The organism is Alcanivorax sp. 1008, from assembly GCF_020667895.1.
Classification (GTDB): Bacteria; Pseudomonadota; Gammaproteobacteria; order Pseudomonadales; family Alcanivoracaceae; genus PGZG01.
On record NZ_JAFMPS010000008.1, the window covers coordinates 134,665 to 151,870 of the forward strand.

The 17,206-nt window shown below is 58.2% G+C and carries 19 protein-coding genes and 2 tRNA genes; 13 read left to right on the forward strand and 8 right to left on the reverse strand.

Going from position 1 to position 17,206, the window contains the following annotated elements:
- Positions 1-161: 161 nt before the first annotated feature.
- The 3 genes from J1C54_RS10925 to J1C54_RS10935 form a co-directional block, all read right to left on the reverse strand.
- Entirely contained in the window at positions 162-1,898 is a 1,737-nt protein-coding gene (locus tag J1C54_RS10925) for an ABC transporter substrate-binding protein (protein ID WP_229147481.1), read from the reverse strand.
- Positions 1,888-2,583, reverse strand: a complete 696-nt coding sequence (locus J1C54_RS10930; RefSeq protein ID WP_229147485.1) for a response regulator transcription factor — start codon at positions 2,581-2,583, stop codon at positions 1,888-1,890. Before J1C54_RS10930 ends, J1C54_RS10925 begins: the two co-directional genes overlap by 11 nt.
- Positions 2,584-2,735: 152 nt before the next feature.
- Positions 2,736-3,485, reverse strand: a complete 750-nt coding sequence (locus J1C54_RS10935) for a nitroreductase family protein (protein ID WP_229147488.1) — start codon at positions 3,483-3,485, stop codon at positions 2,736-2,738.
- Positions 3,486-3,736: 251 nt separating this feature from the next.
- On the opposite strand from J1C54_RS10935, the gene J1C54_RS10940 reads away from it, so the two are divergent.
- From J1C54_RS10940 to J1C54_RS10955, 4 genes are read left to right on the forward strand one after another with little or no spacing between them, the layout of a single operon-like run.
- A complete protein-coding gene (locus tag J1C54_RS10940; protein WP_229147492.1) occupies positions 3,737-4,237 on the forward strand; it encodes an RDD family protein in 501 nt (166 codons plus the stop codon).
- Between the two features lie 43 nt (positions 4,238-4,280).
- Positions 4,281-4,583, forward strand: coding sequence for a hypothetical protein (locus tag J1C54_RS10945; RefSeq protein ID WP_229147497.1), 303 nt, complete (start codon positions 4,281-4,283; stop codon positions 4,581-4,583).
- Positions 4,584-4,614: 31 nt separating this feature from the next.
- Positions 4,615-4,809 carry a hypothetical protein gene (locus J1C54_RS10950; RefSeq protein ID WP_229147500.1) on the forward strand — a complete coding sequence of 65 codons (195 nt, stop codon included), beginning with the start codon at positions 4,615-4,617 and terminating at the stop codon, positions 4,807-4,809.
- Entirely contained in the window at positions 4,784-5,041 is a 258-nt protein-coding gene (locus J1C54_RS10955) for a YHYH protein (protein ID WP_229147502.1), read from the forward strand. The genes J1C54_RS10950 and J1C54_RS10955 overlap by 26 nt, the downstream gene beginning before the upstream one ends.
- On the opposite strand, the gene J1C54_RS10960 is transcribed toward J1C54_RS10955, so the two are convergent.
- From J1C54_RS10960 to hemA, 4 genes are read right to left on the reverse strand one after another with little or no spacing between them, the layout of a single operon-like run.
- Positions 5,028-5,777, reverse strand: coding sequence for a molybdopterin-synthase adenylyltransferase MoeB (locus tag J1C54_RS10960; protein WP_229147505.1), 750 nt, complete (start codon positions 5,775-5,777; stop codon positions 5,028-5,030). The genes J1C54_RS10955 and J1C54_RS10960 overlap by 14 nt on opposite strands.
- Positions 5,764-6,615: a peptide chain release factor N(5)-glutamine methyltransferase gene (prmC, locus tag J1C54_RS10965; protein ID WP_255612614.1), complete on the reverse strand. Its 852-nt coding sequence runs from the start codon at positions 6,613-6,615 to the stop codon at positions 5,764-5,766. The genes J1C54_RS10960 and prmC overlap by 14 nt, the downstream gene beginning before the upstream one ends.
- Positions 6,612-7,703, reverse strand: a complete 1,092-nt coding sequence (gene prfA / locus J1C54_RS10970; RefSeq protein WP_229147508.1) for a peptide chain release factor 1 — start codon at positions 7,701-7,703, stop codon at positions 6,612-6,614. Before prfA ends, prmC begins: the two co-directional genes overlap by 4 nt.
- Positions 7,704-7,705: 2 nt before the next feature.
- Positions 7,706-9,010, reverse strand: a complete 1,305-nt coding sequence (hemA, locus tag J1C54_RS10975) for a glutamyl-tRNA reductase (RefSeq protein ID WP_229147558.1) — start codon at positions 9,008-9,010, stop codon at positions 7,706-7,708.
- A 145-nt stretch (positions 9,011-9,155) separates the two neighbouring features.
- On the opposite strand from hemA, the gene J1C54_RS10980 reads away from it, so the two are divergent.
- The 7 genes from J1C54_RS10980 to pth all read left to right on the forward strand — a co-directional run bounded on the left by J1C54_RS10980 (position 9,156) and on the right by pth (position 15,047).
- Positions 9,156-10,901 (forward strand): tetratricopeptide repeat protein, encoded by a 1,746-nt coding sequence (locus tag J1C54_RS10980; RefSeq protein ID WP_229147511.1) that lies wholly within the window; start codon positions 9,156-9,158, stop codon positions 10,899-10,901.
- Entirely contained in the window at positions 10,898-11,461 is a 564-nt protein-coding gene (gene lolB, locus J1C54_RS10985) for a lipoprotein insertase outer membrane protein LolB (protein WP_229147518.1), read from the forward strand. Before J1C54_RS10980 ends, lolB begins: the two co-directional genes overlap by 4 nt.
- On the forward strand, positions 11,458-12,318 hold the full coding sequence (ispE, locus tag J1C54_RS10990; RefSeq protein ID WP_229147522.1) for a 4-(cytidine 5'-diphospho)-2-C-methyl-D-erythritol kinase: 861 nt from the start codon (positions 11,458-11,460) through the stop codon (positions 12,316-12,318). Before lolB ends, ispE begins: the two co-directional genes overlap by 4 nt.
- Before the next feature lie 3 nt (positions 12,319-12,321).
- Positions 12,322-12,397 (forward strand) — tRNA-Gln (locus J1C54_RS10995).
- A gap of 67 nt (positions 12,398-12,464) precedes the next feature.
- On the forward strand, positions 12,465-13,424 hold the full coding sequence (locus J1C54_RS11000) for a ribose-phosphate pyrophosphokinase (RefSeq protein ID WP_229147524.1): 960 nt from the start codon (positions 12,465-12,467) through the stop codon (positions 13,422-13,424).
- A 376-nt stretch (positions 13,425-13,800) separates the two neighbouring features.
- Complete coding sequence (locus J1C54_RS11005) at positions 13,801-14,427, forward strand: 50S ribosomal protein L25/general stress protein Ctc (protein WP_229147525.1); 627 nt, start codon at positions 13,801-13,803, stop codon at positions 14,425-14,427.
- 32 nt (positions 14,428-14,459) lie between these two features.
- Positions 14,460-15,047 (forward strand): aminoacyl-tRNA hydrolase, encoded by a 588-nt coding sequence (gene pth / locus J1C54_RS11010; protein ID WP_229147526.1) that lies wholly within the window; start codon positions 14,460-14,462, stop codon positions 15,045-15,047.
- Here pth and J1C54_RS11015 read toward each other — a convergent pair.
- Positions 15,037-15,789, reverse strand: a complete 753-nt coding sequence (locus J1C54_RS11015; protein ID WP_229147528.1) for a glutathione S-transferase family protein — start codon at positions 15,787-15,789, stop codon at positions 15,037-15,039. The two genes, pth and J1C54_RS11015, sit on opposite strands and share 11 nt — an antisense overlap.
- Before the next feature lie 148 nt (positions 15,790-15,937).
- Between J1C54_RS11015 and ychF the strand changes: the two genes are divergently transcribed.
- Together ychF and J1C54_RS11025 are read left to right on the forward strand one after the other, a co-directional pair.
- A complete protein-coding gene (gene ychF / locus J1C54_RS11020; protein ID WP_229147530.1) occupies positions 15,938-17,029 on the forward strand; it encodes a redox-regulated ATPase YchF in 1,092 nt (363 codons plus the stop codon).
- Positions 17,030-17,127: 98 nt separating this feature from the next.
- Positions 17,128-17,204, forward strand: a tRNA-Met gene (locus tag J1C54_RS11025).
- Positions 17,205-17,206: the final 2 nt, after the last annotated feature.

The following is a 17,206-nucleotide window of genomic DNA, read 5'->3' on the forward strand; positions in this document are numbered from 1 at the left end:
ATCACGATTTTTTACCCTGGATATCGGGGATAGAGCTGTACTTGCGGGAAGGGGATTTGCCTATCTATCTGTTTCTAAAATATTTCTGATATGTAAGGCAATAACCGGGCGTGCTGCAAGCCTGAGACCTTCATGAGACCTTTCTCACACTACCTTCACCTTTAGCCCTCTCGGGTAGCCGACGGCAACCAGATATCAAAACAGGCCCCCGCACCCTGGTTAGTTGCCCTGATATCGCTGCCAAAGCGCTCCATGATCAGCTGTCTTGCCACGTAGAGCCCCAGCCCCGCTCCCTGTTGCAGCTTGCGGCTAAAGCCGAGCCGGAACACCGACGACACAGGCCACACACGTATTCCTCCGGCGTTATCCCTTACCTGAAGTCGCACCCCCTGCGGCAGTGCACTGACTGTTATGTGGATACATGGCTGTGGCGTACCCCGCTCCACCAGGATGTCCCGGGCATTGGCCAGCAGCACCATCAGCACGTGCGCCAACGCCGCCGGGTCCCCCTCAAGCATCGCCTGCTCATCACCCTCAATCTCCAGCCGGATCTCGTGACGCGCGAGGCTGCCGTCGAAAAGCTGCGCCACCTCACTGACGACCTTAGCCGGCGCAAACGACATCTTCACCGGATTAGCACGCAAGAAGCTGGAAAAGGTATCAATCGTATCGGCCATGTGGCCTATAACATCATGACAGCTATCGAACGCCCGTTCCTGCTCCGGGGTCTGTGAACCAGACAAGGACTGCAGGCGCATCAACCTCGTGCCGAGCTCGTTCAGCGGTTGTTTCCACTGATGGGTGATGGTCGCTACTGCCTGGCCGATATTGGTGTGGTAACTCTTGAAGTACAGCAGCTGGTCCAGCTGGCGGTTAATGCGCGCGTAATAGAAAGCCAACAGACCAAACAGGCCGGCTAACGCAATCAGGACAGCAAAAGGCACATAGAATCGACTGAAGTCCATTTTCTCTTCGGGCAGGTACATGAAATCCTTTACCTCCACCCCTTCGGGCAGCATTCCCAATGATGCGTAAGTGCTCGCAATATGCTTCCAGCGACCACTGATCATGTAGCCCGGGTCAATCAGGTCGGGGTTCATGAGGTCACGCATCTTCTGATATTCGAAGCGCAACGCATAGGCATCCTTCGGCGTAGCGTAGCGATCCAGAATCAGCCGGATAACCTCTTCAGGATGCTCCATCGCATAACGCCAGCCACGGCGGGTAGCGTCCCAGAAGGCCTGCACTCTGAGCGGGTGCTTGTTCAGCTCATGCTCACTGGAGAACAGGTTATCTCCATAGAAGTCGATGCCGGCGGATTGTGGCGAGAACTGCGTATAGGCGATGCTACGACGCGCAAGCTCCGCGGGCTCATCAGTGATATACGCCGACATTGCATCCACATCGCCGCGGGTCAACGCCTCCACATCAAAGGAGTGCTTCTCGAATACGAGATCATTAACAGGGACATGCTCGAGATGGAAGTACGCAATAATCTCTTCAGAGTGCGGCTCAAGCATCAGTTGCTTGCCAGTCAAATCATGGACCGTACGCAAATCTGACCTCTGCAAGGCCAGAATAACGAGCGGAGAATGCTGAAACAGAACGCCCAGAACGCGGACCGGAGCCCCTTTGTGCCAGTCCAGTAGCAGGCTGCTACTGCCCACACCATACTGCGCCCTGCCAGAAACGACCTCATCCACGACATCCAGCTCCGGAGACGCGGCACGAATCTCCACGTCAAGGCCGGCATCGCGATAATAGCCCATCTCCTTTGCAACATAGTAACCGGCAAACTGGAACTGATGATGCCACTTTAGCTGTAGCACAACCTGTTCAAGCGCCGTGGCTGGCACCGCAAAAAAACACCCTGCCAACAGCCATAGTCTAGCGCGCATCAAGGTACCATCCTCGTCTGCGAATATTGCCAATGCGCTCACTACCGAGTTTGTCGCGCAACTCTCCAATAAGGTTCTTCAGGGCGGGGAGTGTCATGTTGGCTTCACGCCACACGTGTGACGCAATGTCCTCCTGGCTTACTGGCTCAGGAGCCCTGCTCAGCAGCAACTCCAGCAACAGACGCTCACGCTCACCCAGCCCGACACGCCGTCCGTCCTGCACCAGCACACGCCTGACCGAATCGTAATAACAGCCCCGGAAGAGACGCACACGCCCAAGCGTTTCAGCAAGCAGCCCTGCCACTTTTTCCAGCATCGGTACTAGCTTGGTAAAATTGACAGGCTTCAGCAGATACCCCTGGACATCGAGATTTGCAGCACGGAGCAGATACTCGGATTCCGCATACGCACTGATGACAACCACAGGCAGCATATTGCCCTGTGCCCGCAGTGCCGAAACAAGATCCAGACCATTCTCCCTGCTCAGCTGGACGTCGGTCAGGAGAAGATCAACGCGCTCATTGGCCAGCAGCGCAGAGGCCGCCTCCAGATTGTGCGCCAGCAAGACATCATCAAAGAGCGGCTGCAGCACATGGTAGAAGTCACAACTAACCCCTATCTGGTCCTCCAATAACAGTACTCGCGCACGCGCCAGGGTTTCTCTGGCCTTCTCGGGTAGCTGCATCGCCCCTTTCCCGCTTCTGCCCTGCCCGCAAAGGTAGCATAGACGCCGTCCTGCGAAAGCCCCGCCACATCATCAACTAGCTCTTCCAGTGATACCTCAAGCTGGCCGACGCCCACAACCGACCACTAACTACTACATGACACACCGCAAACTCACACATGCTTGATAAACTGTTCACGAGAGAACCGCAGCCGCGAATTATAAATACCGTTTTCCGCACGTTTCCCCACTCCAACGAACATGACGATCTCCGCATCCTTCGGCAATTTAAGGATCTTGCGAGCGCGCACCGCATCGAAGCCTTCCATGGGGCAAGAGTCATAACCAAAGGCACGAAATGCCAACATCAGGTTTTCTGACGCCAGTGCCGTACTTTTTACTGCCCATTCGCGCATCTCAGCAGCTGAGTAAGGACCACGCGGCACCGGGCGCGTCAAACCAATGACGCCGTAGAACGCCTTCTTGGCATAGCCAAGCACACCAAACGGACCAAGGGCATATTGAAACGGCGCCACACGCTTGTAAAAGGTGTCGATGATCTTCGGGATTTTTTCATCCGGCCATTCAGTTAGCTGCTGCTCGCAGTGTTTACGCCAGGTGCCAGTGCGCGCCACCACCGCAATCAACTGCTGCGACGTACGTGCTGCGTTCTGACCGAGACAGGCCTCGACAATTTTTTCCTTCACCGAGTCGGTTTTGATCCAGTAAAACTCCCACGGCTGCAGGTTGCAGGAGTTCGGTGCAAGCATGGCCAGATCCAGACACTGATCGACGATCTCGTCCGGTACCGGCTCATCGGTAAAGCGTCGCACCGAGCGGCGCGACTGCACCACCTTGATAAATTCGCGCGCATCAATCTCCGGCAGGGCTTCCGGGCGAATCGCGGGCATGGCCTTATCCATCTGCTTTCTCCTGACTTTGGCATCACCAAAGGTTGTAGCGTTATTGACGAGGATGACGTTATAGCAGCCCGCACGCTCCATGGCAGTGAACGGACCAAAACAAGATGTGTACTTGCGCGATTATGGCCCGCCTTGCCGGATGGCACGGTCCGCCAAACCGTCCGCCTAAACTCGCTTTTCGGGGCTTTTGAGGGTTTAATTCACCCCCTCGCGAGTTTCTAACAGCTGGTCACCCCCTTGAAGAGGCCAACATGAGCGACCCTTCCGCAGACCGCCAACAAGATCTTTTCCGCGATGACCTGCCGCCGGCACCGCTATGGCGGCGACTGGTGGCAATGATCTATGACGGGCTACTACTGATTGCCGTGTGGTTTATCGTCGCCGGCATTCTGGTGTCGATCTACCCGAAAACCGGCCTCCCCATGGATGATGTCAGCGGCGTGATGGTGCCCTCCGAGGCGGCATTGCATTGGCTGCTGTTTCCCTTGCTACTGCTGGTAACCTGGGGCTTTTATGCATGGTTTTGGACGCACGGCGGCCAGACTCTGGGCATGCGTGCCTGGAAACTACTCAGCCGCGACATTCACCGCCGGCCGATGACCCTACTGCAAACCGTCAGCCGCTTTCTCAGTGGCCTCATTTCTACCGGATTACTTGGCATCGGCTGGTTAATCGCCCTGCTGCCGGCTAAACAGACCTTGCATGACTCGCTATCTTCCACCGAAACTGTGGTGGTGCCAAAAGCTCGCTAGCCTGAAATCCATGACAACGGCTCGGATGCCGGGAACAAACGCCATGATGGAAATGCCCCGCCTGATACGACTTTCGATACCGCTCGCGCTTGCGCTGACCAGCGCCTGTGGTGGTGGCAATAATAATGCCAGCCCCGAGATAACCTATGGCCTTTTGCCCTATCCGTGTTTTGACAGCCATTTACTGCAACCCGATACATCCCTGTCCGGATCAAGCGTCAGCATCACGATGACCTCATTGCCGCCTGACATCCTCGTCAGCGGCGACTCTACCATCAACATCTACAACGAAGTTGTCCGGGCACGACGAGACGGAATCAACCTGGGTATAAGAAGACAGTGGTGAAACAGACCCGGTGACGATACCGGGGCCCGGCATGCTGTGTGGAGGTAACTCGGTGACGGACCCGGAACCTGACCCGGAGCCGCAGCCAGCACCCCAGCACTTCGAGCCCGGTATGTTTTCCTGGCAATACGGTGACCTGACGCTGTCCAGCGGCGAGCACAGCTTTACCTTCCACGTGATCGATCCGGTACCGGCCGAAGATGCGCCGCGCCACCTCCAGCTATAAGTTGAAAACCGGCAACAGAGAACCGGGCGCTGGCTTTTCCGAACCGAGCGGCCCCTACAACGGCGAATATGTGGAGGACTACGAATACGTGCCCGGCAGCGGTGATCTGGACCAATGCAATGCCATGGTGGTGAACGGCATCTATACCTATTTTATGACGCCGGAGTTTCCCTACCTGATGAACTGCCTGCGCAGCGTGCCGCACGACTCGTTCCTGATTAGCGCCCCCTGAGCGAGCAAACGCTACAGTTGCGGTCCTGCTTGATGCCCAGCGATCGCCATTCAAAGCAAGCGCCATCGAAAAGGTGTAATCGCCCGGACAGCGGCAGACCGCAGATCAGCTTGATCGTCTCCAATGCCTGGGCGGCACCGACGATACCAACCACCGGGCCAAGAATACCGCTCTCACTGCACAGGGTATTGCGCTCAACACCGTCACCGTAGACACAGTGGTAGCAGGGGCTGCCGTGGTCACGCAGGTCAAACACCACCAGCTGACCTGCTAACTGAATGGCCGCACCGGACACCAGCGGCTTGCGCGACTCGACACAAGCACGATTGATCATGCTGCGGGTGGCAAAGTTGTCCGAGCAGTCCAGCACCACATCCACTTCTGGCAGGTAGTCCGCGAGCAGTGCCGCGTCAGCACGCTGCCCGAGCGGAACAACATCCACGCCGGGATTCAGAGCCAGCAATTGCGCCGCTAACGCCACCGCCTTGCCATTGCCAACGTCGTTCTGGCGAAACGCGATCTGTCGGTGCAGATTGCTCTGCTCAACACGATCATCATCAACCAACAGCAACTTGCCAACACCCGCGCCAGCCAGATAAAGGGACGCTGGCGTGCCCAGCCCACCAGCACCAACAATCAGCACCGATGCCGCACGCAATTTTTCCTGCCCGGCCAAGTCGATTTCCGGCAACAGAATCTGGCGACTGTACCGCAGCAGTTCGTCATCGCTGAGCATCACTGGCTCCATAAAAACCGAAGGTCACTCTTTCGTTACCGCCGTAATCATGACGGGTCTGGACAGACTGGAACCCGGCGCCCTGCAAAAGTTCGCGCACTGCGGCCCCCTGATCATAGCCATGTTCCAGCGCCAGCAATCCGCCCGCACGCAGCCTTGCCGGCGCACCATGAATAATCAGACGGATATCATCAAGGCCATCGGCGCCGCTGACCAGTGCCGAACGCGGCTCGAAACGAACGTCACCACGTTTCAGATGCACATCATCGGCACGAATATATGGCGGGTTGCTGACAATGGCATCAAAGACACCATCAAGTCGTGAATACCAGCTCGACTGTAGCGGCCTGACATTGCCGACATGCAAACGGCCCACATTACGCTCAACCAGATCCAGCACAGCGACAATATAGTCCACCGCCAGCAACTGCCACGCCGGCCTTGCCAATCCCAGACTAATGGCAATAGCGCCGCTGCCGGTGCCGAGGTCAGCGATGCGCAGAGGTTGTTCTGCCGGCAGTTTCTCCAGCACAACATCCACCAGCAACTCGGTATCCGGGCGCGGGATCAGGGTGTCCCTGGAAACCAGAAATTCATGACCATAAAACTCGCGCCGGCCGAGCAGATAAGCCACCGGCTCGCCGCCCACACGACGCGCCAGCAAGTGCTCAAATTGCGCCTCAACCAGCTCGTCGATTTCCTGCTCCGGCCAGGAAAAAAGATAACTACGCGACTTGCCCAGTACATGGCATAGCAATAACTCCGCATCCAGCGCAGCGGTATCGCTGTCCGCAAGACGCTGACGAGCACCCTTAAGCACAGCCGCGATGGTTATCAAACTGCGCTCTCGGCAAGCATGGCCAACTGCTCTGCCTGATGCTCGTTCTGTAAAGCATCAAACACCTCATCCAGATCACCCTGAACGATTTCATCGAGGCGATACAGCGTCAGGTTAATGCGATGATCCGTCAGCCGCCCCTGGGGGAAGTTATAGGTACGAATACGTTCAGAACGATCACCGGATCCAACCAGTGATTTACGTGCTGCGGCCTGCTCCTGATGACGCTTGCGCTCACGCTCGTCATAAAGCCGCGCCGCCAGCCAGGACATGGCCTTGGCCTTGTTCTTGTGCTGACTGCGCTCGTCCTGACACTCCACCACCACCCCTGTGGGGATATGAGTAATGCGCACCGCAGAGTCCGTGGTATTAACGTGCTGACCACCCGCCCCGGAGGAGCGAAAAGTATCAATGCGCAGGTCTTCACTGCGAATCTCGATATCACCCATATCTTCCGCCTCGGCCATCACCGCAACCGTACACGCAGAAGTATGAATACGTCCCTGTGATTCAGTTGCCGGAACGCGCTGCACCCGATGGGCACCGGATTCAAATTTCAACCTGGAATAAACGCCCTGCCCATGAATGCGGGAGATGATTTCTTTATAACCACCATGCTCACCGTCACTGGCACTGATCACTTCCACGCGCCAGCCCTGGCGATCCGCATAACGGGAATACATACGAAACAGATCACCGGCAAAAATCGCTGCTTCGTCACCGCCGGTGCCGGCGCGAATTTCCAGGAACACATTAGCCTGATCGCGGGGATCTTTCGGCAGCATCAAACGCTGCAATTCCTGCTCATACTGCTCCGCGCGGACTTTGGCGTCGGCAAGTTCTTCCTCCGCCATGGCACGCATATCCGCATCACTGTCACTGCTCATCAGGGTGGCAGATTCAATATCCTGCTGTGCCTGATGCCAGTGGCGATGGCAGGCAACCACGGGCTCAAGCTCGGAGTATTCACGGGAGTAATCACGAAAGCGGGTTTGATCACTGATTACCGAGGCATCGGATAGCAGCGCGGACAGCTCTTCGTGACGCTCAACCAGACGGTCGAGTTTCTGTTTTAGACGGGGAGTCATGACTATTCTTCAGGTTGTCTGGCGGGATTGTCCTGCGGCGCAGAAGATGAATCAGAACCGGGATCAGCCAACAGAATTTCCCGGGCCACACGCAAAGCATCTTCGCGCCGGTCCGCTGCCAGCCGGCGCAACTGAACGCTTGGCGCATGGAGGATTTTATTGATCAGGCTTTGCTGGAAACGTTGCAGCACCTCAGTGGGATCCTGACCGGATTCAAGCTGACGCAAAGCACGCTGCAACTCGGCGCCGGCCTGCATCTGCATTTTTTCGCGGTAGGCGCGCACCGTATCGACAGCATCCAGTTCACGGGATTCACGTTCGTAACGGAGCAACGACTCGTTGATCAGCTTATCCGCTTCGCGGGCCGCTTCCTGACGCTGGCGCACATTGCTTTCGATGGCCTCGTGGAGATCATCAACGGTATACAGGTAGACATCATTGAGCTTGCCCACCTCCGGCTCGATATCCCGGGGAATGGCAATATCCACCATAAAAATAGGACTGTGACGGCGCTTCTTGATAGCACGCTCCACCACACCCTTGCCCAGCACCGGCACCGGACTGGCAGTGCAGCTGATAACAATGTCCGCATGCTCAAGGGCACCGGGCAACTCTTCCAGCGTAATCGCCCGACCATTTACCTGCTCCGCCAACACCTGCCCGCGGGCCAGGGTGCGATTGGCAATGGCAATATCGGCGACCTGCTGCTCTTTAAGATGGCGCGCCACCAAAGTGATCATCTCACCAGCACCAATAAGCAGCGCACGACTCTTCGACAGGTCGGCAAAAATATGTCGGGCGAAGGACACGGCCGCATAGGCCACGGACACCGGGTGAGTGCCAATGCCGGTTTCGGTACGGATACGCTTGGCAACGGCAAACACCTGCTGAAAGTGCCTGGCCAGGTTACCGCCCATTACCCCGCTGTCGTTGGCATAGGAATAGGCATCACGCATCTGGCCAAGAATTTGCGGCTCGCCAAGCACCAGAGAATCCAGACCGCCGGCCACCCGCATCATATGGCGCAGCGCTTCCTGATTGCGGTACTGATACATGGCCTTGCGCAGAACGCCGTCTGACAGACGCTGGTGACGGGCCAGCCAACCGGGCAGGTCCACCGTGTCTTTTTCCGCCAGACAATAGATTTCCGTACGATTGCAGGTCGATAGCAGGGCTACTTCACGCACACCCGGCTGGCCGCGCAGCTCGCGCAGGGCAGCATCCAGCGCCGCACCGGTCAGCGAGACACGCTCGCGTAACGCAACATCGGCGGTGGTATGGTTAAGACCCGCTGTCAGTAGTTCCATAGCAGGAGTATTCATCGGCGCAGTCGCTGGGGCCAGCATTTTGCGGCAATCGCCCCCGCTAAACAATGGAACCTAAGTCGCAGAGCCCTGTCAGGGACTTCGCCCCTGTGCCATGATTGGTGCCTGCTAACCGCAAGTCGAGACGATGACCAATACTATGTTTGCGCTGCCTTTCCCGCGTCGCGCCGCCTTACTGGCCGGTATGTTTGCAACCTTTATCACGCTGAGCGGCTGTGCCAGCCGCCCTGAGCCGGTGGATGAGCCCGCCGCGGCCGCACCAGCAGAGCCCGCCGCCCCCAGCTATAGCGCACAGACTTTTGCCGATCTGCTTGTCGCAGAGGTGTCCGCGCAACGTAATGTGCTGGGCGTCACCCTGAACTATTACAGTCGTGAAGCCATCGTCAGCCGCGACCCGAAGATCGCTGAACAGGCCACCCGGCTGGCCGCTTATCTGGATGATCCTCTGCTGGCGATCGAACTGGGCGATATCTGGCTGGCCGGTGAGCCGGATAACATCGAAGCCCATGAGCTGCTTGCCATCGCCCGCATTCACGCCGGCGATGTAGCTGGCGCCGCCGGCCACATTGATTTCCTTCTCAGGACCGACCCGGATCAGGCCCTGATGCGACTGGTCAGCCAGTCCCGCGGACTGGATAGCGAGGGCAGCACAGCGCTGCTTAGCGCTCTTGCCAGCCTTACCGAGGAACACCCGAAACAGGCACCCCTGTGGTATGCCCGGGCACTGCACCAGCAGCAGCAAGGGAAGCTGGAAGCCGCCCTGACTTCCACAGACAAGGCCCTGTCACTGAACAAACAGCACGAAGATGCACTGTTACTGAAAGCCCGCCTGCTCTACCAGATGGATCGCAAGGATCGGGCCTGGCGCCACCTGAGCAGCCTGCTGCGCCGCTACCCGGACGCCAAGCGGGTGCGGGTGCTGTATATACGCCTGCTGCTGGAGGACGGCCAGCGCCGCGAAGCCAGCGAGCAACTTGCCGAGCTGACCAAACGCCATCCGGAAGATCAGGAACTGCGTTTCTCCCTGGCCCTGTTCGGCATGGAACAAGGCGCCCGCAAGCAGGCCAGCAGCACCTTGAAAGAGCTGCTCGACGAAGGCTTCAGGCCCGACGACATGCGTCTTTATCTGGCCCGCGCAGCAGAGCTTGATGAGGACCCGCAAGCGGCTATCGAACACTATATGCAGGTGGGCAGTGGCGAGTCCCAACTGCGCGCCCGGGTTCAGGCGGCCCGACTGCTTTACGAAACCCGTCAGGATGCCCGGGCGGCAGAGCTGATGGCACAGCTGCGCGATCAGCAACCAGATCAGATTCCGGCACTTTATGCCGCCGAGGCTGACATGCTGTCCCAACGTCAGGATTACCTGCCGGCGATGGCCTTGCTGAACGAGGCTCTGCACGACTTCCCGGATCAGACCGATCTGCTTTATGCACGCTCCATGGTGGCGGAAAAACTGGATAATCTGGGCCAGCTAGAGGCAGACCTGCGGCGCATTCTGGAGCTCAAGCCAGACGACTCCGTGGCCCTGAACGCCCTTGGCTACACCCTTGCCGATCGCACCGATCGTCATCAGGAAGCCTTTGGCTATATAAGCCGTGCCATCGAACAGCGTCCCACCGACCCCGCCGTGATGGACAGTATGGGCTGGGTGCTTTACCGATTAGGCCAACCGGACGAAGCCCTGCCCTGGCTGCAGAAAGCATGGCAGGCCTTTCCCGACCCGGAAGTTGCCAGCCACCTGGGCGAAGTGCTGTGGGTGCTGGGCCAGCAGGATGAAGCACGCCGCATCTGGCGCGAGGCCATGGAGCTGAAGCCGGAAAACACTCTGGTGCCACCCACCGTTGAACGCCTGACCGGCTCTCCCACCCCATGATACGCAGCGCCATTATTGTTCTGGCGCTGCTGCTCAGCGCCTGTCAAAGCCGTTTACCCGACGCCCCCCTGCCGCAGTCCGTGGAAGCCATGCAGAGCTGGAACCTTTCCGGCCGACTAGGCTATCGGGCCGGCAACGACGGCGGCTCTGCCTCAGTGGACTGGCGGCAGCGACACCCTGATGGCGAGCTGCGTTTTTCCGGTCCGGTAGGCATTGGCAGTGCGCGGCTGTTCTGGTCCCCGGATGGCGCCGAGCTGGATACCGGCAAGGAGCAACTGCGCGCCGCCAGCAGCACCGAACTGGCCTGGCGCCTCACCGGCCTATGGCTGCCAGTCGAAGCACTGCAGTTCTGGGTGCGTGGACTGCCCTGGCCTGACGCCGAATGGCAGGAACAGCGCAATCAGGACGGCCAACTGGAGCAGCTCACCCAGCTTGGCTGGGAGCTGCAGTTTTCCGACTATCTCAGTGCCGGTGCGCTAGTCCTGCCCCAGCGCATCCGCGCCAGCCATAAGGATCAGCGCTTTACCCTGGTGATCCGTCGCTGGGAGCCGCTGCCGTGAACTTCAGCCTGCCGGCACCGGCAAAACTGAATCTGTTTCTGCATATCACCGGCCAACGGGCAGACGGCTATCACACCCTGCAGACCGTCTTTGCCCTGCTCGACTACGGCGACACCCTGCATTTTGCCAGCGCCGAGCAACTCACTCTGGATGCTCCTGCCGAGCTGGGCGGGGAGAACAATCTGATCCTGCGTGCGGCCCGCGCCCTGCAGCAAAGCAGCGGCTGTGGACTCGGCGCTGCCATCCGTCTGGACAAAAGACTGCCTGCCGGCGGCGGCGTGGGCGGCGGCTCAAGTGATGCCGCCAGCACCCTGCTTGGCCTTAATCACCTCTGGCAGCTGGGCCTGTCCATCGACCAACTGGCACAAATTGGCCTGTCACTGGGAGCCGATGTGCCAGTATTTGTGCGCGGGCAAAGCGCCTGGGCAGACGGCATTGGCGAGCAACTGCAGCCGCTTGAGTTAACTGAACAATTTTTTCTTGTGGTGCACCCGGGAATCAGCATTCCAACTGCCGCAATTTTCGCCGATCCGCAATTGACAAGGCGTACCCCCGAAAGTAGAGTAGCCGCCTTTCTTGGACCGGCTGCGGAAACACTCTTCCGCAATGATTGTGAACCGGTTGCGACCCGGCTTTTTCCAGAGGTTCGCGCTACCATAGAGTGGCTTGAAAATCAGACGGGCAACGCCCGACTGACTGGCACCGGAGCATGTGTTTTTGCGCGGATCGCCAACCGGCAACAAGGTGAAGCGTTGCTTCATAATTTGCCAACGCCATGGCAAGGTTTCGTGGCTCGCAGTGTTAATGAATCGCCCGCCCATGTAGCGCTGGCGAAACTGCGAGACACAGCAGGTTAGTGTTGGGGTATCGCCAAGTTGGTAAGGCAACGGGTTTTGATCCCGTCATTCCCAGGTTCGAGTCCTGGTACCCCAGCCATTATTTTTCTCGCCTTTTTTACTCTGCACATCGCTGACGTCAACACTGACGAAACCAGGAGACACCTGTGTCCAAGCTCGTGGTCTTTACCGGTAACGCTACCCCCGATCTTGCCCGCGCCATGGTGCGCCACCTGAACATCCCGCTCGGCGCCGCCGATGTTGGCACTTTCAGTGACGGCGAAGTATCCGTTGAAATTCATGAGAACGTGCGCGGCAAGGACGTATTCATCGTCCAGTCCACCTGCGCGCCGACCAGCAACAATCTGATGGAGCTGGTGGTCATGGCCGATGCCCTGCGCCGCTCGTCTGCTGGCCGTATTACTGCGGTGGTGCCCTATTTCGGCTACTCCCGTCAGGATCGTCGCGTGCGCTCGGCACGGGTGCCGATCACCGCCAAGGTTGTTGCCGATATGATCACCGGCGTTGGCGTGGATCGCGTTGTTACCGTTGACCTGCACGCGGATCAGATTCAGGGCTTCTTCGATATTCCGGTGGACAACGTCTACGCCACCCCGCTGATCGTGGCCGATATCGAGCGACAGAATTACGACGACTTGATGGTGGTTTCGCCGGATGTGGGCGGTGTGGTTCGTGCCCGCGCGCTGGCCAAGCAACTGGATGATGCTGATCTGGCAATCATCGACAAGCGCCGTCCGAAGGCAAATGAATCCCAGGTAATGCACATCATTGGTGAAGTAGAGGGCCGCAGCTGTGTGATCGTCGATGACATGGTCGACACCGCCGGCACCCTGTGCAAAGCCGCTCAGGCGCTGAAGGATCATGGCGCCAAGAAGGTGATTGCCTACTGTACTCACCCGATCCTGTCTGGCCCGGCGATCGACAATCTGAGCAAATCAGCACTGGATCAGCTGGTGGTTACCGATACGGTGCCACTGTCCGAGGCGGCCAAGGCCACCGGTCGTATCCGCGTGCTGTCACTGGCGCCGATGCTGGCCGAGACCATCCGCCGGATCAACAACGAAGAATCGCTGTCAGCGATGTTCGATCGACTTGAGTTGATCTGATCTTGCTGACAGTCATTGAGGCCGCCTTTATGGCGGCCTTTTTTGTGGTGCTTGAGGTGGGATCGTAGTGAACGCCCCCGGTTTGCTCCCGTATCAGGGCCTTCCGGGACTGTGTGAGGCATGGATGCCGAACTCAAGCCCCCAGGGATGGGTTTACGGCGTGTCCCGGGAGGAGCTTGCCGTCTCTCGGGCCGGGATGTTCACTACCAGACCGACGAAGGTCACTGCCCCCCAACCAAGAGCCATAGATTTCTAACAGCGGTGGATTTCACCACCACTTTGAACGATAATCGCGCCCCCGCGAGCCCTTCCGGCTGGCGGGCCGTATGCAGTTCTGGTCGCGGATTGCAGCGGAACATCACTTTTGGAGAGTCCCATGAGCAACGAATTTACCCTGAATGCTGAAGTACGTGCTGATGCAGGGAAAGGTGCGAGCCGCCGCCTGCGTCACACCGCACGTATTCCCGGCATCATCTACGGTGGCGAGAAAGAGCCAGCCATGATCAGCATCGAAACCCGTGAGCTGGTTAAGGCCCTCGAGAACGAAGCGTTCTACAGCCACATTCTGACCATCAATGTTGGCGGCAAAAAAGAGCAAGCCGTTATCCGTGATCTGCAGCGTCACCCTTCCAAGGGCTTCCCGCTACACGCAGACTTCCTGCGCGTCGACAAGACCCACAAGATCACCATGATGGTTCCAGTTCACTTCCTCAACGAAGAGAAGTGCACCGGCGTTAAGAACGACGGTGGCGAAATCCAGCACAACCTGGCTGAAGTAGAAGTCAGCTGTCTGCCGCAGAACCTGCCAGAGTTCCTCGAAGTCGACATGACCGACGTGGCACTCAACCAGATCGTTCACCTGTCTGACATCAAGCTGCCGAAAGGCGTTGAGCTGGTGCAGCTGGCCCATGAACACGATCTGCCAGTGGTATCGGTACACGCCAAGAAAGGCGCTGCTGCTGCCGATGAAGAGGAAACTGCAGAAGGCGGCGAAGAGGCCTGATCGCCCCTTCAAAGCAATAAAGGCTTGGTGTTGTGACGGATCCTGTTCTACTTATTGTTGGCCTGGCAAATCCCGGCCGCGAATACGAAGACACCCGTCACAATGCCGGCGCCTGGTTCGTCAACGCCCTGGCACGCAGCCGGGGCGTTTCGCTTTCTGAAGACAAGAAATATTTCGGCCACACTGGCACCTTCACTTTCGAAGGCAATCAGGTGCGCCTGCTGATTCCCACCACCTATATGAATCGCAGCGGTCAGGCGACATCAGCGCTGGCGAATTTTTTCAAGATTCCCACCAGCCAAATGCTGGTAGCCCATGATGAACTCGATCTGGCACCGGGCACCATTCGCCTGAAAATCGGCGGCGGTCACGGCGGCCACAATGGCCTGCGAGATATCGTCAGCCGCCACGGCAATCAGAATAATTTTATCCGCCTGCGAGTAGGCATTGGCCATCCAGGAGATGCCGCACTGGTGACACCCCACGTGCTGGGCAAACCATCCGCCGCAGACCGGGAAAAAATCGAACGGGCCGTTGATGAAGCGGTGAGCTACAGCGCCGACATTCTGCGCGGCGACATCAGCCGGGTAATGAATAACCTGAACGGCTTCAAAGCCTGACGCGATCCTTCTGGTAACGACGCAACACCCACTGCCCTGCAGCACTGTCCCGAATTGGCTGCAACGCTTGCTGTACTGACTCTGGCTGCTGCTCGAACGGCATCATGTCCCACGGCGTACCCGGTGGTGCCAGTAACGGTGCATACAGGGATGCCGCAGCAATATCCGCCAGCGTCAATTTATCGCCCACCAGATAACGATCCGGATCGCCTTTGATATGGCGCTCAATCAACGCCAGACCTTCCAGTACTTTTTCCCCTGCCGCAGCGACCTTATCCGGGCGAATGCCATATAGCTGGGCAATACCTCGCTCGGTGATCGGCACCAACAGGCTCTTGATGAATTTAGGCAAATGAAACGGATCGAACATGGCATCCATTACCGCTGCCTGCCCGAGCACCAAACCATACATCCAGCGGCGCACATAAATGCCGTAGCGATCAAACTGCTGCTCCAGCTCAATCACCTTCTGGCGATCATCACCGGCAGCCGGGATCAGCGAATCATGGGGATAATACTTTTCCAGATAGTAGGCAATCTTGGTGGAGTCGCCGATGGTGCGCTTGCCATCACGCAGAACCGGCAAGGTGTCGATATTCGCCATCAGCCTGGTGCGCACACGGTGGGGCCCGGGCAACAGGTTACGAGTCACATAGGGCAGCCCCTTATGATCAAGCTGCCAGCGACTTTTTTCGCAGTAATGGGAGATCGGAAACTGATACAGGATACGGGTCTGACTCATGGGGCTCCTCCTTGGCCCGTGCAGTCTAGCCAGCCCCGCAGAACCCGTAGAGGCAGGGGCGCCACGGCCAATCGTCATTGCGGTCAGAAGGCGGCGTATTTGCCGGGTTTCTGCTAATATCGCGCCTCATTTTTTCGAGGTGCGAATCATGGGCTTCAAATGCGGTATCGTCGGCCTGCCAAACGTTGGCAAATCCACCCTGTTCAATGCCCTCACCAAAGCCGGCATCGAAGCCCAGAACTTCCCGTTCTGCACCATTGAGCCGAACACCGGCGTCGTCCCCATGCCAGACCCGCGCCTGGAAAAGCTGGCCGCCATCGTCAACCCCCAGCGCATCCTGCCCACCACCATGGAATTCGTCGACATCGCCGGCCTGGTTGCAGGTGCCTCTCAGGGCGAAGGCCTTGGCAACAAGTTCCTCGCCAACATCCGGGAAACTGACGCCATCGCCCATGTGGTGCGCTGCTTCGAAGACGACAACGTCATTCACGTGTCCGGCAAGGTTGCTCCGCTAGCGGACATTGAAACCATCAACACCGAACTGGCACTGGCCGACATGGACGCCGTAGAAAAAGCCCTGCTGCGCGCCCAGAAAGCCGCCAAGGGGCAGGACAAGGAAGCCGCCGCCGTGGTCAAGTTGCTGGAGAAACTGCAGCCGGCACTGAACGAAGGCAAACCGGCGCGCAGCGTCGCTCTGGACGAAGATGAACTGAAGCGCCTGCGCTCCTACAACCTGCTAACCCTGAAGCCGACCATGTATATCGCCAACGTGGCCGAGGATGGCTTCGACAACAATGCCCTGCTCAAAGCAGTAGAAGATCTGGCCGCCAGCGAAAACAGCCAGGTGGTGCCGATCTGCGCCAAGATCGAATCCGAAATCGCCGAACTGGACGATGAAGAGAAGGCAGACTTCCTTGCTGAAATGGGCATGGAAGAGCCGGGCCTGAACCGGGTTATCCGCGCCGGCTACCGCCTGCTGGGCCTGCAGACCTACTTCACCGCCGGCAAGCAGGAAGTACGCGCCTGGACCGTGCCGATTGGCGCCACCGCCCCGAAAGCCGCAGGCGTAATCCACACTGACTTCGAAAAAGGCTTTATCCGCGCCGAAGTCACCGCCTATGACGACTTTATCGCCTACAACGGCGAAGCCGGCGCCAAGGATGCTGGCAAGTGGCGCCTGGAAGGCAAGGAATACGTGGTTCAGGACGGCGACGTGGTGCACTTCCGCTTTAACGTCTGACGCACAGGAATTTACCCGGCTGGCCGGTTGACAGACCCGCCCCACTGCCGGAAAATGCGCGACCTCACAGGGCCCGCCCTGTGAGGCATATCAGAAAAGGCTACGTAGCTCAGTTGGTTAGAGCACAGCACTCATAATGCTGGGGTCGGTGGTTCAAATCCACCCGTAGCCACCATC